The following is a 15,247-nucleotide window of genomic DNA, read 5'->3' as shown; positions in this document are numbered from 1 at the left end:
CCACGTACGTGACGGGGCACGTGGGGCAGCCTGCAACCGTACGCGACCTGCGGGCTTCTGCACACTCCGCCGTGCGGTCGGGTCTGAGGCGCGGTCAGTTTTCCGGCGGGCCGGGGACCCCGGCGGGTCAGCCCTGGGGCGAGGTGAGAGTCCCGCGCGTGGTGGTGCGACGGCGGTGCCGGGCGACGCGCTCGCGGTTTCCGCAGATCTCGCTGCTGCACCAGCGGCGGCGCCGGCCGCGGGAGGTGTCGAGGTAGACCAGCGAGCAGTTCTCGCCCTCGCAGCGGCGCAGTTGCGTACGGGCCAGCGGGTCGGTCAGCAGCGCGACGGCGTCGCGGGCGACGGCCGCGAGCAGTCCCGCGGGCTCCGGGGGCGCGGCCAGCGTACGGATCAGGGCGCCGCCCTCGCCGGTGACCGCGCGCGGGGCGGGCGGGGCGGCCAGCGCCGTCGCGTTCAGCTCGGCGATGTCGGCGGCGGCGGGCCGCTCACCGGCGACCTCGGCGGTCACGACCCGGCAGACGACGGCGCGCAGGCCGCGGAATCCGCTCAGCCAGCCGTCGTCCACGGCGAGGTCCGGCCGCGCCGCCTCCCCGGGCGCGCGCGGCACCAGGCCGGTCCCGTACAGCCACGCCGCCAGCCGGTCGGGCGTGCCGAGCCGCTCCCGCTCGGGGCGGCCGGTGCGGGTGGCGACGAGATCGAGACACAGCCGGCCGGTGTCGAACCGTAGCGGGCTCGTTCCACTCATGGTCAGCCGCCTTCCCGCCCGCCCGTCACCTTCCCCCCAGGGTGCCCGGCGGCCGTCGCGGGGTCTAGGGCGTGTCCGGACCGCTGTGGCCGCGGCCGCCTGAGTCGAGGGAGAGCCGGTAGCCGCGTTTGACGACGGTCTGGATCAGCTGGGGGGCGCCGAGTGCGGTACGGAGCCGGGCCATCGCGGTCTCGACGGCGTGTTCGTCGCGGCCGGAGCCGGGCAGGGCGCGCAGCAGGTCGCCGCGGGCGACGACCCAGCCGGGGCGGCGGGCCAGCGCCCGCAGCAGGGCCATGCCCGCGGGCGGCACCGGCCGCAGCGTCCCGTCCACGACGACGGCGTGCCCGCGGATCTCGACGTGGTGCCCGGCGACGGGCAACGGCCTTACGCGGCCGGGCAGTTCGCTGGCGATGAGCTGCACCAGCGGTCCGAGCCTGAAGCGTTCGGGGTGCCGGGTGGGCACGTCGTGGCCCTGGAGCGGCAGCGCGGTGACCGGGCCGACGCAGGCGGTCATGACGTCATGGCGGAGCGCCGCGAGGAGTGCGTCGCAACGGCCGCGCTGCCGGGCCCGGTCGAGGAAGGAGGCGGCGGCCGGGGCGCTGGTGAAGCTCAGCGCGTCGACCGACCGGGACAGGACGGCGTCGAGCAACCGGTCGACGGGCCCGAGGTCTTCGGGCGGCATCCAGCGGTAGACCGGCACCGCCACGACGGTCGCCCCGGCCGCCCGCAGCGACTCGATGAAGCCGGGCAGCGGCTCGCCGTGCAGCTGGACGGCGACGGTGCGGCCCTCGACTCCCTGCTCCAGCAGGCGTTCCAGGACCTCGGCCATCGATTCCGAGGCCGGTGACCACGCCTCGCGCAGCCCGGCCGCGCGCACCGCGCCGCGCACCTTGGGCCCGCGGGCGAGGAGTTCGACCGCACCGAGCCTGCGCAGCAGCGCCTCGCCCAGGCCCCAGCCGTCGGCGGCCTCGATCCAGCCGCGGAAGCCGATCGCGGTGGTGGCGACCACGATGTCGGGTGCGTCGGCGACGAGTCGCCTGGTGGTCTCCAGCAGTTCGGTGTCGTCGGGCAGCGGCACGATGCGCAGGACGGGCGCCCGCAGCACGACCGCGCCGCGCCGCTCCAGCAGCGCGGCCAGCTCGTCGGCTCTGCGGGCCGCCGTCACCCCGACGGTGAACCCGGCCAGGGGCGGCACCCCGCCGCCCCGGCCCGGATCGCTGTTCCTGGTCGCCTGCGCCTGCATGGCTCCGCCCCACTTTTGCTGGAGTTACGCGTGCCGGACGGCGGGCGGACCGTCCCTGATCCGCCGCCGCCCTCCCGGCCACCCCGCCGGAGCCGCATCGTCCCAAGACGGGGTGACGGGGTCGATTCACCGGGATGACCCGGATGTTACGGACGCCTCCGCCGCTCACACCCGCGCGCGGACGGCGGTCCCGGCAGGCGCCGTCCGCCCGGTCCCGTCCGCCGCCCGCGCCGGTCGCCGCAGGTATACGGCCCACGTGACGGCGTAACAGAGCGCGGAGGAGGCGAGGAAGGAGAACGAAGGCGGGGAAGGAGACGAAGGCGGGGGGTGGACTGTCGGGCCCGACCCTGGAAACGGCCGCATGACCGCCCCCCGCCCCGAGGTGACACGAGCGCAACCACGCGCTCACCCGCGCCCGCACCCGGCTGTGCGTCGGCCCTCGTGGGGGGGAGTCGGGGCTGGGTGCCAGGGCTTGGTGCCGAGGCGTGGTCTCAGAGCCAGCCGCGGCGGGCCGCCTGCCAGGCGAGCTGGGTGCGGGTGGTGGCGCCCGCCAGTTCCATCATGCTCTGCACGCGCCGCTGGAGGGTGCGGCGGCTGAGGTTCATCTGGGTGGCTATCGCCTTGTCCGCGACCCCGGCGACCATCAGCGACAGCAGCCGCCGGTCGGTGGACGACAACGGGTCCGCGGGGCCGACGTCGGCCGCGCCGGTGACCGTGCCCGAGGCGTCGACGTGCAGCGGTACGGCGTCCTCCCAGTAGCGCTCGAAGAGCGCGATGAGCGCGTCGAGGAGGCTGCTGTCGCGGACCAGCGCGGTGGACGGTTCCTCGGGGCTGCCGTGCGGGCCGCCGGGGACCAGCGGGAAGATCGCCACCGAGCGGTCGGCGACGGCCAGCCGCAGCGGGAGGTGCGGGACGGCGCGGGCGATCTCGCCCTTCCGCACGGCCGCCGCGATGTTGCCGACGGCGCTCTCGTCGTCGAAGAAGTCCCGTTCGTAGAGCACCCGGTAGCGGACCCCGCGCTCCAGCGCGTCGAACTCGGCGGTGTTGCTGCCCGACGGCATCGCCACGTACTGCGCCTTGCAGAACCACAGCATCTCGTCGCGCGCGTCCGCCTGGATCTGCCGCAGCCGCTGGCGCAGCGCCTCCGCCCCGGTGATGACCTCGATCAGCAGCCCGGCGTCCCGGCGGCGCGCGGTGGCCCGGTAGCTCTCCAGCAGGTCGGCCGCCGCCGAGCGCGCCAGGTCCAGGGCGTCGGCCCGATGCTTGAGCTGCGGCAGCAGCGCCACATCCGGCGGGTAGGCACGGTAGCGCGGCGGCCGGCCGTCGGAGGCGCTGGCCATGGCCTTCGCGACGAGACCGGTCAGCGCCGACAGCGCGGTGTCCGGGCTCAGGCCCGAGTACTCCGCGATCTCCCGCGCCGAGGCGCTGTCCATCGTCACCAGCAACCGGTACGCGGCCTCTTCGGCGTCGGTGATCCCGGCGGCCTCCAGGGCCATGGCACCCTCCTCGCGGGTACGGGGGCTGGGTGAGCAGCCACCGTACTACGAGCGGAGATCACCACCGCGGCCCGGCGAAGCCCGTGCCGGGAGCACGCGCCGGAACCACGTACCGGAACCACGGGCGCCGGAACCACGCGCGCCGGAACCACGCGCCGGGGCGAGCGGGCACCCCACTGGCCCGCTCGCCCCGGCTGTCGAGGTGGCGTCGGATCAGCGCCACCGGCTCACGTGCCCGTTCACCCCCGCCACAGATACGCGCGGCGTACGGTCTGCCGCACCTGGTCGCCCGCGGCGTCGCGCGCGGTGACCCGCAGCGTCACGTACGCATCGCCCCTGGAGTGGGCCGACTTGGTGAGCCGGGCGTCGAAGGTGTTGTGACCTCGGCCGTCCACGCGCGCGCCGGTCCAGGTCCGCCCGTCGTCGTACGACGCCTGGACCTCGACCTTCACGCCGGTCGGCACGGCCGCCCCGTCCTGGGCGCGGACGGTGAGACCCACGGTGTGCGAACTGCCCTTGCGCACCGCGTTCCAGGCGTCGACCGGTACCGCGTAGTCGACCTGGAGCAGCGGCAGCAGCGTCGGTCGCGCCGCGGTGCCGGAGCGGAACCACCACGAGGTGCTGGTGTCGGTGGCGTAGCGCCACTCCGGGGAGACCCGTGAAGTCGCCACGTCCAGGCGGTAGTCGGCGGTGCCCGCGGGCACTTCGAGGTCGGCCCACGGAGAGTCGGCGGCGGCGATCCGCCGGCCGTCGCGGAAGAGGGTGGCCTTGGCGGAGTCGCCCTCGACGGGGGCGTCCCGCCCGCCGCTCGTGCCGGAGGCCGTACGCGTACCGGAGGCCGGGCTCGTACCGGCCGCCGTGCCGAAGCCGCCGAAGTCGCCGCCGACCGCCGCGCGTGCCCAGTGTCCGGCGCCGGAGTCGGTGAACTCCGGTATGCGCAGGTCGAGTACGTCGCCGTTGCGCACGCTCGGGTTGCGCGTGCCGCGCGGGATCGAGGGCCGCACCACGGCCTGCTGCCACGCCTGGTCGGGCTGCTTGCCCGCCCGGTAGGTGGTGGTCGTGTCGACCATGCCGGCCAGCAGCGGCTGGTCGATGTCGAAGGTCGTCTCCTGGTTGACCCGGTGCATCCACCAGGTGCCGTTGGCGCTGACGTACTCGGTACGCGTCACGCCCGTCGGCACGTTCCGCGTCGCCTCCCACGCGAAGTTCTGGTACGGCCGCCACGCGAAGCGCTGCTCGGCGGCCCACGGGGCGCCGCCGTTCTCGGCGTACGTCGTCCTGATCACCGCGCTGTTGGCGGCGGTGACGGTGTGGACGACGCGCTGCGGGATCTGCTGCGTGGACGTCTGGAACACGTCGTACAGATACGGGCTGACCGCCGTGCCGCCGATCCGTACGGTGACGGTCTTCACCGGCTTCTTCGCCAGTCGCGCCAGCAGCGCGTCACCGGCCGCCTTCCCGATCCGTATCGTCGGCACCGCGTTGCGCTCGCCGGTCGGGTACCAGCGGGTCCAGCCGAAGTCGGAGAAGTGCACGATCATCAGTCCGCGCACGCCCGCCTTGGCCGCGGCTGCCGCCAACTCCCGCTCTCCCTCGCCGGATTCGTTGCGGACGACGGCCAGCTTGCCGCGCGCCCCGCTGAAGTCCGGCGCTTCCAGGGAGCCCGCGTCGACCGCCGTCAGATTCACGCCCTTGCTGTCGAAGAGCGGTGAGTACGAGGTGTAGTAGCTCTTCAGCCTCAGTCCCGTGCCCGGCGCCTCGGTGGTGAGCTGCGGCGCGGCGAGCTGCCAGCGGGAGGAGAACTCGAAGTCGCCGTCGGTGACCTTCGCGGTGGGGCTGACGTAGAGCTTGCTGAGGATGCCGGTGAAGAACTCCTCGCTCTCGGTGAGGCCCCTGCCCTCGATCTGACGGTACGTCTGGTAGTAGGGGATGCCGCTCTGTTCGGCGGGCCGCGGCGTACGGATCTCGACCTGCGTGGTCCTGCGGGCGTCCACGGTCACGGCCGTGTCCTTGGTGAGCCTCACCTCGGGCAGCACGACCAGCCGTTCCTCCATGCCGTCGTCCGTCATCTCCTGGAAGGACGCGCGGACTTGGTACGTGCCCTCTTCGAGGTCGGAGGCGGAGGTGCCCTTGCTGTCGCCCGACGGGTACAGCAGACCGCTCGCGCCCCAGATGCTGATGGTGGGGTGGGCCGGAGCGCCGTGCGCGTCGTAGGCGGTGACGGTCAGGGTGTGCAGCGGGCCGTGGGCGACCAGGCCGAGCGTGGTGTGGACGGCCGCTCCCGCCGTGCCCCCGGCCGGTGTCGCCGTCAGATAGCCGTAGTAGGAGCCGTACGTCACCTTGGCCGGGTCGAGGGTGAGGTCGGCGCGGGCGGTGCCGTGGGCGGGGACGGTGACCTTCGTCGCGGCGGCGGAACCGTCGCCGATCCGTACCGCGCCCGCGTTCACCGCCCGGCCGCCCGACGTCCTGAGCGCCAGGCCCAGCGTCAACGTGACCGGCGCGGCGGAGGTGTTGGTGTACGTGACCGGGTAGGTGGCCTTCGGGTCGGTCGCGTGGATGTCGCCGAGGAAGACGGTGCCGGTCGCGGTGAGCGTGCCGAGCGCCGCCGCCGACACGTCGATCCGGCCGCCGCCCTGGTCGGTCACGGCCTGCCCGTCCACGGTGTGCGCGGTGCTGATCAGCGTGTCCTTGAGTTGGCGCGCGGTCCAGTCCGGGTGCCGCTGCGCCAACAGGGCCGCGGCGCCCGCCACATGCGGGGTCGCCATCGACGTCCCCGACAGGCTGACGTAGTACGGGTCGACCGGGTCGCCGAGCGTCGTGCCGCTCGCGCGGGCCGCCACGATGTCCACGCCGGGCGCGGTGACATCGGGCTTGACGGCGCCGTCGCCGTAGCGCGGGCCGCGGCTGGAGAAGTTCGCCAGCGCGTCCTTGCCGTCGACCGCGCCGACGGTCAGCGCGTCGTCGGCGACGCCCGGGATGCCCACGGTCCGCTGCCCGTTCTCGCCGTTGTTGCCCGCTGCGACGACGAAGAGGGTGCCGCTGGCCTCGCTGATCTCGTTCAGCGCCAGGCTCATCGGGTCGGTGCCGTCGCTCTCGTCGTCGGCGCCCAGGCTCATGTTGACGACCTTGGCGCCCTGGTCGGCCGCCCACTGCATGCCCGCGATGACCTGCGAGTCGTAGCCGTAGCCGTCGTCCCCGAGGACCTTGCCGACCAGCAGGTTCGCGGCTTTGGCGACGCCCTTGCGGGCACCGCCCGAGGCCGCTCCCGTACCGCCGACGATGGACGCCACGTGCGTACCGTGTCCGAAGTGGTCGCCGGTGCCGGTCGGGCTCTCGGTGAAGTCCTCGGCCTTCGCGACGCGGTCCTTGAGGTCGGGGTGGGTCTGGTCGACGCCGGTGTCCAGCACCGCGACCTTGACGCCCGTGCCCTCGTATCCCGCCTTCCACAGCGGCGGCGCGCCGATCTGGTCCATGCTGTCCGCCGCCGCCCGGACCCGGCCGTCGAGCCAGATCTTCGGGACGGCGGCGGCCTTCGCGGTGTCGGCCGGCCCGGTGCCGGCCGCCGCGGTGCCGGTCTTCCCGGTGTCCGTTCCCGCGGGCACGATCTGCTGCCAGAAGGCGGCGAGCTTCGCGTCGGGGACGGTGAGGGAGTGGGCCCCGATGCTGCCCAGGTCATGGGTGGGGGCGCCGGGCGCGGCCAGCGCGGTCAGCCGGTCGGCCGCCGCTCCCCCGGACCCCGCGACGATCAGCGGCAGCGAGGCCCGGTGCTCCTCGTCGTACCGCTGCTCCACCAGCGCCGTCACGTCGAACAGCCGCCGGTCAAGCCGCCCCGACCGTACGAGGGGGTCGGCGTCCGACGGCAGCACGGTCAGCCGCCCGTCGGCGTCCGAGGTGTGGAAGACGACGCGCTCCCGTCCGGCGCCCGGCTCGACGGAGGCGGTGTGCCGGCCGTCCGCGGTCGTCGTCACCCGCACCCGGTCGCCGGTGATCAGCCGAACCGTGGCGGTGCTGTCGGGGGTTGTCCCCGGCTGTGCGCCCGATGTCGGTACGGGTTCGGCGCCGGGTACGGCGACGGCCGCGGTGGGTACGGCGGCGGAGACGGCCAGGATCAGCCCTGTCGACACGACCGCCGCGAAGCGGGTTCGTCTCATCGGTCCAGCCCCTTTCCATGCATGTGCACGCGATGCTGGAAAGAATCCGGTGGGGCCGGAGGGTGTGTCACCCGTTTCCGGTGGCACGGATGTGACGTGGCACAACGGCGCCACCCGCGCCGCCGCCCCCTCCCCGGTGACGGCCGGGTGGCCGCGCGCTTGCTCCCGGGCGTGCGCCGGGCCACCCACGGGGGAATGCGCTGGCCCGTGTGACCGTTGATCCCGTACGATGGAAGCAGCCGCCACCCTCGGGTGGTGCACCTTGAAAAATCAACATGGGGATGATCGGTTTCGACTGGGGATGTCGAAGCAGGGGAAGCGAGCCGAGGAAGCGGCAATGATCTCGTTAACCATATGTCGCAACCAATAATCGCCAACACCAAGCGCGATTCCTTCGCCCTCGCTGCCTAAGTAGCGACTTGCGAAGTGTCAGCCCGGGGGTGATCCCGACCCGGATCCTGGCATCATCAAGGGATCTAAACTTCTAGGGCCGGTCACGGGCCCCAGAAGGAAATCAAACAGTGACTGAGCCCGTCGGCAGCTTGTCCGCGTGACAGCCGGGGCCGAGAAAAGCACAGCGGACTGCGCTCGGAGAAGCCCTGATTCCGCACCACAGGACGCGGGTTCGATTCCCGCCATCTCCACCACCCCATGTGACAACGGCACCCTCCTTCGGGAGGGTGCCGTTTCGTCGTTTCAGGGCGAGCCGACGTCGTGACGTCGTGTCACCCGCGTCTCCCCCGGGCACGTCGAGGCCGGCGGCCGGGGGCGGCTCAGCCGCGCTGTTTGCGGCGCACGGCCGAGATGGCGCGGTCGGACTCGCGGCGGTCCTGCTTCTCGCGCAGGGTCTGCCGCTTGTCGTACTCCTTCTTGCCCTTGGCCAGGGCGATTTCGACCTTGGCGCGGCCGTCCTTGAAGTACAGGGCGAGCGGCACGATCGTGTGCCCGGTCTCCTGGGTCTTGTGGACCAGCTTCTCGATCTCGGCGCGGTGCAGCAGCATCTTGCGGCGGCGGCGCGCGGAGTGGTTGGTCCAGGTGCCCTGGGTGTACTCCGGGATGTGCACGTTGTGCAGCCACGCCTCGCCGCCGTCGAGCTGCGCGAAGCCGTCCACCAGGGAGGCGCGTCCCTGGCGCAGGGACTTGACCTCGGTGCCGGTCAGCACGAGCCCGGCCTCGAAGGTGTCCAGGATGAGGTAATCGTGCCGCGCCTTCTTGTTCTGCGCGATCAGTTTGCGACCCGTCTCTTTTGCCATAACCGGGCCATTGTCCCACTAGGAGGGGGGTCCGAGGCCAGCGAATACCTCGTGACTCTCGGCGAGCGGGTCCTCACCGGAGGGGACGGTCACATCGGGGTCGATGCCGCGCCCGTCCACACTGCGCCCGTCCGGCAGCCGGTAGTGGCCGACGGTCAGCTCGGCGACCGACCCGTCGGGCAGCGTGCTGGGCATCTGGACCGAGCCCTTGCCGAAGGTGCGCGAGCCGATGACGACGGCCCTGCCGCGGTCCTGGAGGGCGCCGGTGAGCAGTTCCGCGGCGCTCATCGTGCCGCCGTCGACCAGGATGACCAGCGGGACGGTGGTGTCGCCGCCCTCGGCCGCGTAGAGGGCCTGCTGCTCGCCGTGGACGTCGTAGGTGGCGACGAGGCCGCCGTCGAGGAAGGCGGAGGCCACCGCGACCGCCTCGGTGACCAGACCGCCGGAGTTGCCGCGCAGGTCGAGCAGCACGCCGTGCTCGGAGTCCCGTACCGCGTCGCGCACCTGGTCGCCGACGCCGAGCGTGAAGGCGTCGATCTTGACGACCGTGGGCGCGTCGGCGGACCGCGTCACGGTGACGGCGTCGGTGTCGAGCGTGGCGCGACGTACCGTGACCGTCCAACTACGCTGCGCCCGCTGGACTCCCAGCTGTACGACGCTGCCGGGGACGTTGTCGCCGCGCAGGTCTGCGACGACCTCGGTGACCGCGAGGCCGGTGCACTTGACCGGGCCGATGGTGGCCAGCAGGTCGCCCTCGCGCAGGCCCGCGCGGTCGGCGGGGCTGCCGGGCTGGACGCGGGCGATCTGGATCCGGCCGTCGTCGATTCGCCGCACGGACAGGCCGACGCCGACGTAGCGGCCGTCGAGCGCCTGTTGGAGGCCCGCGTACTCGCGGGCGGTGTAGAAGGACGACCAGCGGTCGCCGCTGCGGCTGACGAGCTTCGCGGCGGCGAGCGAGCCGACCTTGCCGTCCTGGATCTCCTCGGCGATCCGGCCGGTGTCGACGTGGTCGCCGTTCGTCCCGTCCGGCTTCGCCCGCGAGCCCGTGGGGGTCTCGGAGGCCGCGGGGGACGACGGTGCGGGCTCGCCGCCGTGGGCCGGGGCCGGCGGCTTGCCGTCGTCCTGCCGCCCGTCGGCGACCGGCGCGGCGGCGATACGGGTGGCGCGGGCGGCGGTCCGCGCGTCCGGCGCGGTGAGTCCGCTGGCCGCCGCACCGGTGGCCAGCAGAGTGCTGAACACCAACGTCAGAGTGGCCCCGCGGCGCAAGCGGCGGGGCGTCCCGAACAGCGACGGGCCGGACATGGCCGGAAGTCTAGGACAGAAACGGGCGGCATACGGATAGTTGCCGCTACCTCGGCGGGGCATGATCCGCAACCCGGTACACCGCCCCCCTGGGACCCGTCCCCCGCCGTACGGCCCCGCGAAGGGCCCGGCGCGACGGCCGGGCCCGGCCCGCGGGCGTCAGACCTTCAGATACCTGCGCAGCGCGATGAAGGCGGCGATCGACGGCATCACGACGCCGATCAGCAGCACCAGCGGCAGCACCGCGACGACCGAGTCCCAGCCGAGGAAGGAGACCAGCGGGATCTTCTCCTGGAGCTTCAGACCCGCGTCGATCATGAAGTACCGGCCGCCGAGCAGCATTCCGCACGCCAGCCCCGCGCCCACGAGTCCGGCGAAGGCCGCCTCCATGATGAACGGCATCTGGATGTAGAAGCTGGAGGCGCCGACCAGCCGCATGATGCCGGTCTCTCTGCGGCGGCTGAAGGCGGACACGCGCACGGTGTTCACGATCAGCAGCATCGCGACGGTGAGCATGAAGGCCAGCACCACCCAGGCGGCCAGCGTCATACCGTTCAGCAGCGAGAAGAGGTTCTTCAGCACGGCCCGTTGATCCTCAACGGACTGCACCCCCGGACGCCCGTCGAAGGCGCTCGCGACGACGGTGAACTTCGTCGGGTCCCTGAGTTTGACCCGGTAGTTCTCCTGCATCTGGTCCGGGGTGATCGAGGCCGCGAGCGGGGAGCTCTTGAACTGCTCCTGGTAGTGCTTGTACGCCTGCTCGGCGTTCTCGAAGTAGACCTTCTCCACGATCGGGAGCTTTTCCAGGTCGGCCTTGATCTGGGCCTTCTGGTCGTCGGTGACGGCGCCCTTGGCGCAACTGGGCGTCGTCGACGCGTCGCCCTTGTTGCACATGTAGATGGTGACCTGGACCTTGTCGTACCAGTAGCCCTTCATGGACTTGACCTGCTTGTTGGCCAGCAGGGCGCCACCGGTCAGGGCGAGGGAGAGCGCGACGGAGATGATCACCGCGAAGGTCATGGTGAGATTGCGGCGGAGTCCTACGCCGATCTCCGACAGGACGAACTGGGCGCGCATGGTCTCTGGTTGTCCTTTCAGGGGGGTGGTGACTACTGCTGTACGGCAGTACGTACGCCGTACGCGCGGCTCTCAGTGTTGGTAGCCGTAGACACCGCGCGACTGGTCGCGCACCAGCCGCCCCTTCTCCAACTCGATGACGCGCTTGCGCATCTGGTCGACGATGTTCTGGTCGTGGGTCGCCATCACCACGGTCGTGCCGGTCCTGTTGATCCGGTCCAGCAGGCGCATGATGCCGACCGAGGTCTGCGGGTCGAGGTTTCCGGTCGGCTCGTCCGCGATCAGCAGCATGGGCCGGTTGACGAAGGCGCGGGCGATGGCGACGCGCTGCTGCTCACCGCCGGACAGCTCGCCGGGCATCCGGTCCTCCTTGCCCGCGAGGCCGACCAGGTCGAGCACTTCGGGCACCGTCTTGCGGATGGTGCCGCGGGCCTTGCCGATCACTTCGAGGGCGAACGCCACGTTCTCCGCGACCGTCTTGTTGGGCAGCAGCCGGAAGTCCTGGAACACGGTGCCGAGTTGGCGCCGCATCTGCGGCACCTTCCAGTTCGACAGCCGGTTGAGGTCCTTGCCGAGGACGTGCACCATTCCCGTGTCCGTGCGCTCTTCGCGCAGGATCAGCCGCAGGAAGGTCGACTTTCCCGAGCCGGACGAGCCCACCAGGAAGACGAACTCACCCTTCTCGATCTCCAGCGAGACGTCCCGAAGTGCAGGACGGTTCTGCTTGGGGTAGGTCTTGGTGACGCTGTCGAATCGGATCACGTTCGCACCAGGTTTGCGGGGACGGGTGGACAGGGGATGTGGGGGCGACACTACGCGACCGAGCCAGGGGTGCGCAGTCGCCGGGGAGGGTTGGTGGGCTTGCCCACAGGGCACACGCGGACAAACCCGTCATTGACCCCTTACACCTCAGCGCGGCCGGCCGCCACCGGAGGTCCGCTCCCCCGCCCGCCCCGCTCTCGCGGACCCCGCCGGAGCCGCCGTACGGGCCGCCGGTCCACCGGGGGCCGCGCCGAATCCGGCGGAAGCTGGCACAGTGGAACAAGGAACACTTCGGCCTCCCGGGGCGTTCACCGGACGAGGAGGAGATCGCATGACGTGCGACCGGCTGGTGTGCGCCAACTGCGCGGGTCCGGTGAGCGAGGGCCGCTGCCCCGTCTGCCGGGCGAACCGCGCCCGCCTGGAGCGGGAGAATCCCTGGTCCAACATCTCCCCCGCGACCTTGATAGCCCTGCTCGTGGCCCTGCTGACGGTGGTGCTCGTGGTGGAGCACGCGACCGCGTAGAGCAGTCCCGCGGGCGGCACGTGAGAAATACGTGAGAGGTACGTCACATTCACGGGTGGGCGAGCTGAGACAGCACGGAGGGCCCGGAACGCATCGCGTTCCGGGCCCTCCGTCGTGCGCGTCAGGTGCGGTCGCGCGGCGCCTCAGGAGGCGTCGCGGCGCTCCTTCAGTCGCGGGGCCAGCTTGAAGCCGACGCCGCCCGCCACGAGGGCTGCGGCGCCGATGAGCATGTACGTGGTGCCGTCGGAGCCGGTCTCGGCGAGCTGCTGCGTCGTCTGGCTCTGCGGGACCTGCTGGGTGTTGTCGGTGCCGGGGTTGTTGTTCCCGCAGTCGACGCTGTCACCGGTCAGGGTGCAGGTGTTGTTGTTGCCCGTCGCGCTCGGACTGACGCTGGGGCTCGGCGAACCGCTCGGACCCCCGTCGTCGCTGCCGCCGCTGACACCGGCGATGGAGCCGGGCGCGGTCGTCGGAGGCGTGGTGGGCGGAGTGGTCGGCGGCGTCGTGGGAGGCGTCGTCGGCGGGGTGGTGGGGGGCGTGGTCGGCGGCGTCGTGGGAGGCGTCGTCGGGGGCGTGGTGGGGGGCGTGGTCGGCTCGTCGGTCGGCGGCGTGGTCGGCTCGTCCGTCGGGTCCGTCGTGGGCGGGTCCACCACCGCGGCGGCCGACGGCGGCGCGTCGCTGCTCACCGCCGCCTGAGCAGCCCCCGCCACGGTCAGGGACGCACCGGCCGCGATCACCGCGACGGCCGCCACGCGCGTGACGCGTACCCTCGTGCTCTGCTTGGTCATGTCTCAACTACCCCCGGTAGACGTCGGCTTGAAGCACGCGCCGCTGCGGGCACGGTCGATTACGCCGCTTTCGCGCGCATGCCGGACATCACCTTTGTGGCATTCACCGGGAGCGTCAAGGTCATTAAGCGCAAAGTGCCCCAACTGTCCCGTCTTGCCCGGCACTTCAGCACACGTCTGTGACACGGCAGACAGATGGGATCAAGGCAACGGCCGTACGGCGGGGCCGTATCGCCCTCTCAGCCGTACGGCGCGGGGCCGTATCACGCGGTGATCCGCTCCCGATTACGCGGTGGCCTTCTCGCGGGACTTGCGCCAGCGGATGCCCGCCTCGATGAAGCCGTCGATGTCGCCGTCCAGGACGCCCTGGGGGTTGCCGACCTCGTACTCGGTGCGCAGGTCCTTGACCATCTGGTACGGGTGCAGGACGTACGAACGCATCTGGTTGCCCCAGGAGTTGCCGCCGTCGGACTTGCCGAGGGAGTCCATCAGGGCCTGCTCCTCCTGGCGGCGCCGCTCCAGCAGCTTGGCCTGGAGGACGTTCATCGCGCTCGCCTTGTTCTGGATCTGCGAGCGCTCGTTCTGACAGGAGACGACGATGCCGGTCGGGATGTGGGTGATCCGGACCGCGGAGTCGGTGGTGTTGACGCCCTGGCCGCCGGGGCCCGAGGCGCGGTAGACGTCCACGCGCAGCTCGGACTCGTCGATCTCGACGTGGTCGGACTGCTCCACGACCGGCAGCACCTCGACGCCCGCGAAGGACGTCTGGCGGCGGCCCTGGTTGTCGAAGGGCGAGATCCGCACCATGCGGTGGGTGCCCTGCTCGACGGAGAGGGTGCCGTAGGCGTAGGGGACCTTGACGGTGAAGGTGGTCGACTTGATGCCGGCCTCCTCCGCGTACGAGGTCTCGTAGACCTCCGTCGGGTAGCCGTGCCGCTCGGCCCAGCGCAGATACATCCGCTGGAGCTGCTCCGCGAAGTCGGCGGCGTCGACACCGCCCGCCTCGGCGCGGATGTTGACCAGCGCCTCACGGGCGTCGTACTCGCCGGACAGCAGGGTGCGGACCTCCATCTCGTCCAGCGCCTTGCGCACCGACTCCAGCTCGGCCTCGGCCTCGGTCTGCGCGTCGGCGTCGTCCTCGCTCTCGGCCAGCTCGAAGAGGATGGACAGGTCGTCGATCCGGCCGCGCAGCGCCTCGACCTTGCGCAGCTCCGCCTGGAGGTGGGAGAGCCGGCTGGTGATCTTCTGCGCGTTCTCCGGGTCGTCCCACAGGGACGGCACCGCGGCCTGCTCCTCCAGCGCGGCGATGTCGGCCCGCATCCGGTCGAGGTCGAGGACGGCCTCGATCGACCCCATGGTCGAGGACAGGGACTTCAGCTCTTCGGAAACATCGACGATCGCCACGGCTCCAGCCTACCGGCTGGTCGAGCGGACCCGCCCCGGCCGGGAGCCCGCCGGCCGCCGGGAGGGCCCGCGATCCGGTGCCGGGCGGGCCGGATCGCGTCAGATGTGGGCCGTGGTGCGGGTGAGGGTGCCCGACGGCGTCCTGGAGTACAGCTCCAGGGTGTGCGCGGAGGCGGCGGCGCCCAGGGCCGCGTCGGTGGGCGCGGTGAAGGGCGCGGTGGCCCAGTCGCCGTCCAGCGAGGCGGCGTCGCCGTCGAGCGCGGCGGCGGCCTGGGTGCCGGGTGTGAAGGCGAAGAGCCGGCCCGAGGCGGCGACCGCGTCGGGGCGCGCGGAGGTGTCCAGGCCCTTGATGACCTCGCTGGGCCGCCAGGCGCCGCCGGAGTACGGCAGCCGCAGCACGGCGCCGTCGGCCTTGCGGACCACGAAGGCGTCCAGGGAGCCGCGGGACCGGGAGATCAGCGCGGGGGCCGAGGTGATCCGGCCCGCGGTGGGCACCAGCGCCCAGG

At 72.2% G+C, this 15,247-nt stretch carries 11 protein-coding genes and 1 other RNA gene; 2 read left to right on the top strand and 10 right to left on the bottom strand.

Annotation, left to right across the window (positions count from 1 at the left end):
- Window positions 1-127 precede the first annotated feature (127 nt).
- From ABZX65_RS22950 to ABZX65_RS22935, 4 genes are all read right to left on the bottom strand, one after another.
- On the bottom strand, window positions 128-745 hold the full coding sequence (locus tag ABZX65_RS22950; RefSeq protein ID WP_355342982.1) for an ABATE domain-containing protein: 618 nt from the start codon (window positions 743-745) through the stop codon (window positions 128-130).
- Between the two features lie 64 nt (window positions 746-809).
- Window positions 810-1,988: a uroporphyrinogen-III synthase gene (locus ABZX65_RS22945; RefSeq protein ID WP_355342979.1), complete on the bottom strand. Its 1,179-nt coding sequence runs from the start codon at window positions 1,986-1,988 to the stop codon at window positions 810-812.
- Window positions 1,989-2,479: 491 nt separating this feature from the next.
- Complete coding sequence (locus tag ABZX65_RS22940; protein ID WP_355342976.1) at window positions 2,480-3,484, bottom strand: helix-turn-helix domain-containing protein; 1,005 nt, start codon at window positions 3,482-3,484, stop codon at window positions 2,480-2,482.
- 239 nt (window positions 3,485-3,723) lie between these two features.
- On the bottom strand, window positions 3,724-7,635 hold the full coding sequence (locus tag ABZX65_RS22935; RefSeq protein ID WP_355342973.1) for a S8 family serine peptidase: 3,912 nt from the start codon (window positions 7,633-7,635) through the stop codon (window positions 3,724-3,726).
- A gap of 277 nt (window positions 7,636-7,912) precedes the next feature.
- On the opposite strand from ABZX65_RS22935, the gene ssrA reads away from it, so the two are divergent.
- Window positions 7,913-8,282, top strand: a transfer-messenger RNA (tmRNA) gene (gene ssrA, locus ABZX65_RS22930).
- Window positions 8,283-8,408: 126 nt separating this feature from the next.
- Here ssrA and smpB read toward each other — a convergent pair.
- From smpB to ftsE, 4 genes are all read right to left on the bottom strand, one after another.
- Window positions 8,409-8,888, bottom strand: coding sequence for an SsrA-binding protein SmpB (smpB, locus tag ABZX65_RS22925; RefSeq protein WP_355342970.1), 480 nt, complete (start codon window positions 8,886-8,888; stop codon window positions 8,409-8,411).
- Window positions 8,889-8,906: 18 nt separating this feature from the next.
- Window positions 8,907-10,190 carry a S41 family peptidase gene (locus ABZX65_RS22920; protein ID WP_355342967.1) on the bottom strand — a complete coding sequence of 428 codons (1,284 nt, stop codon included), beginning with the start codon at window positions 10,188-10,190 and terminating at the stop codon, window positions 8,907-8,909.
- Between the two features lie 159 nt (window positions 10,191-10,349).
- A complete protein-coding gene (gene ftsX, locus ABZX65_RS22915) occupies window positions 10,350-11,267 on the bottom strand; it encodes a permease-like cell division protein FtsX (RefSeq protein ID WP_188284085.1) in 918 nt (305 codons plus the stop codon).
- 72 nt (window positions 11,268-11,339) lie between these two features.
- On the bottom strand, window positions 11,340-12,029 hold the full coding sequence (ftsE, locus tag ABZX65_RS22910) for a cell division ATP-binding protein FtsE (protein ID WP_188284086.1): 690 nt from the start codon (window positions 12,027-12,029) through the stop codon (window positions 11,340-11,342).
- Between the two features lie 331 nt (window positions 12,030-12,360).
- Between ftsE and ABZX65_RS22905 the strand changes: the two genes are divergently transcribed.
- On the top strand, window positions 12,361-12,552 hold the full coding sequence (locus ABZX65_RS22905) for a hypothetical protein (protein ID WP_355342964.1): 192 nt from the start codon (window positions 12,361-12,363) through the stop codon (window positions 12,550-12,552).
- A 143-nt stretch (window positions 12,553-12,695) separates the two neighbouring features.
- Here ABZX65_RS22905 and ABZX65_RS22900 read toward each other — a convergent pair whose 3' ends face one another.
- Both ABZX65_RS22900 and prfB read right to left on the bottom strand, forming a co-directional pair.
- A complete protein-coding gene (locus ABZX65_RS22900; RefSeq protein WP_355342961.1) occupies window positions 12,696-13,337 on the bottom strand; it encodes a hypothetical protein in 642 nt (213 codons plus the stop codon).
- A 285-nt stretch (window positions 13,338-13,622) separates the two neighbouring features.
- On the bottom strand, window positions 13,623-14,741 hold the full coding sequence (gene prfB, locus ABZX65_RS22895; RefSeq protein WP_355342958.1) for a peptide chain release factor 2: 1,119 nt from the start codon (window positions 14,739-14,741) through the stop codon (window positions 13,623-13,625).
- Window positions 14,742-15,247 lie beyond the last annotated feature (506 nt).

This window comes from Streptomyces sp. NPDC003300, from assembly GCF_040610915.1.
Taxonomy (GTDB): Bacteria; Actinomycetota; Actinomycetes; order Streptomycetales; family Streptomycetaceae; genus Actinacidiphila.
This window is presented reverse-complemented; position numbering and strand designations above follow the sequence as displayed.

Bases quoted from the DNA above. Each gene is read 5' to 3' on its own strand.
- ABZX65_RS22920 (WP_355342967.1), bottom strand. From the start codon at position 10,190: ATGTCCGGCCCGTCGCTGTTCGGGACGCCCCGCCGCTTGCGCCGCGGG.
- ABZX65_RS22945 (WP_355342979.1), bottom strand. From the start codon at position 1,988: ATGCAGGCGCAGGCGACCAGGAACAGCGATCCGGGCCGGGGCGGCGGG.
- ABZX65_RS22950 (WP_355342982.1), bottom strand. From the start codon at position 745: ATGAGTGGAACGAGCCCGCTACGGTTCGACACCGGCCGGCTGTGTCTC.
- ABZX65_RS22900 (WP_355342961.1), bottom strand. From the start codon at position 13,337: ATGACCAAGCAGAGCACGAGGGTACGCGTCACGCGCGTGGCGGCCGTC.
- ABZX65_RS22905 (WP_355342964.1), top strand. From the start codon at position 12,361: ATGACGTGCGACCGGCTGGTGTGCGCCAACTGCGCGGGTCCGGTGAGC.
- smpB (WP_355342970.1), bottom strand. From the start codon at position 8,888: ATGGCAAAAGAGACGGGTCGCAAACTGATCGCGCAGAACAAGAAGGCG.
- ABZX65_RS22940 (WP_355342976.1), bottom strand. From the start codon at position 3,484: ATGGCCCTGGAGGCCGCCGGGATCACCGACGCCGAAGAGGCCGCGTAC.
- ftsX (WP_188284085.1), bottom strand. From the start codon at position 11,267: ATGCGCGCCCAGTTCGTCCTGTCGGAGATCGGCGTAGGACTCCGCCGC.
- ABZX65_RS22935 (WP_355342973.1), bottom strand. From the start codon at position 7,635: ATGAGACGAACCCGCTTCGCGGCGGTCGTGTCGACAGGGCTGATCCTG.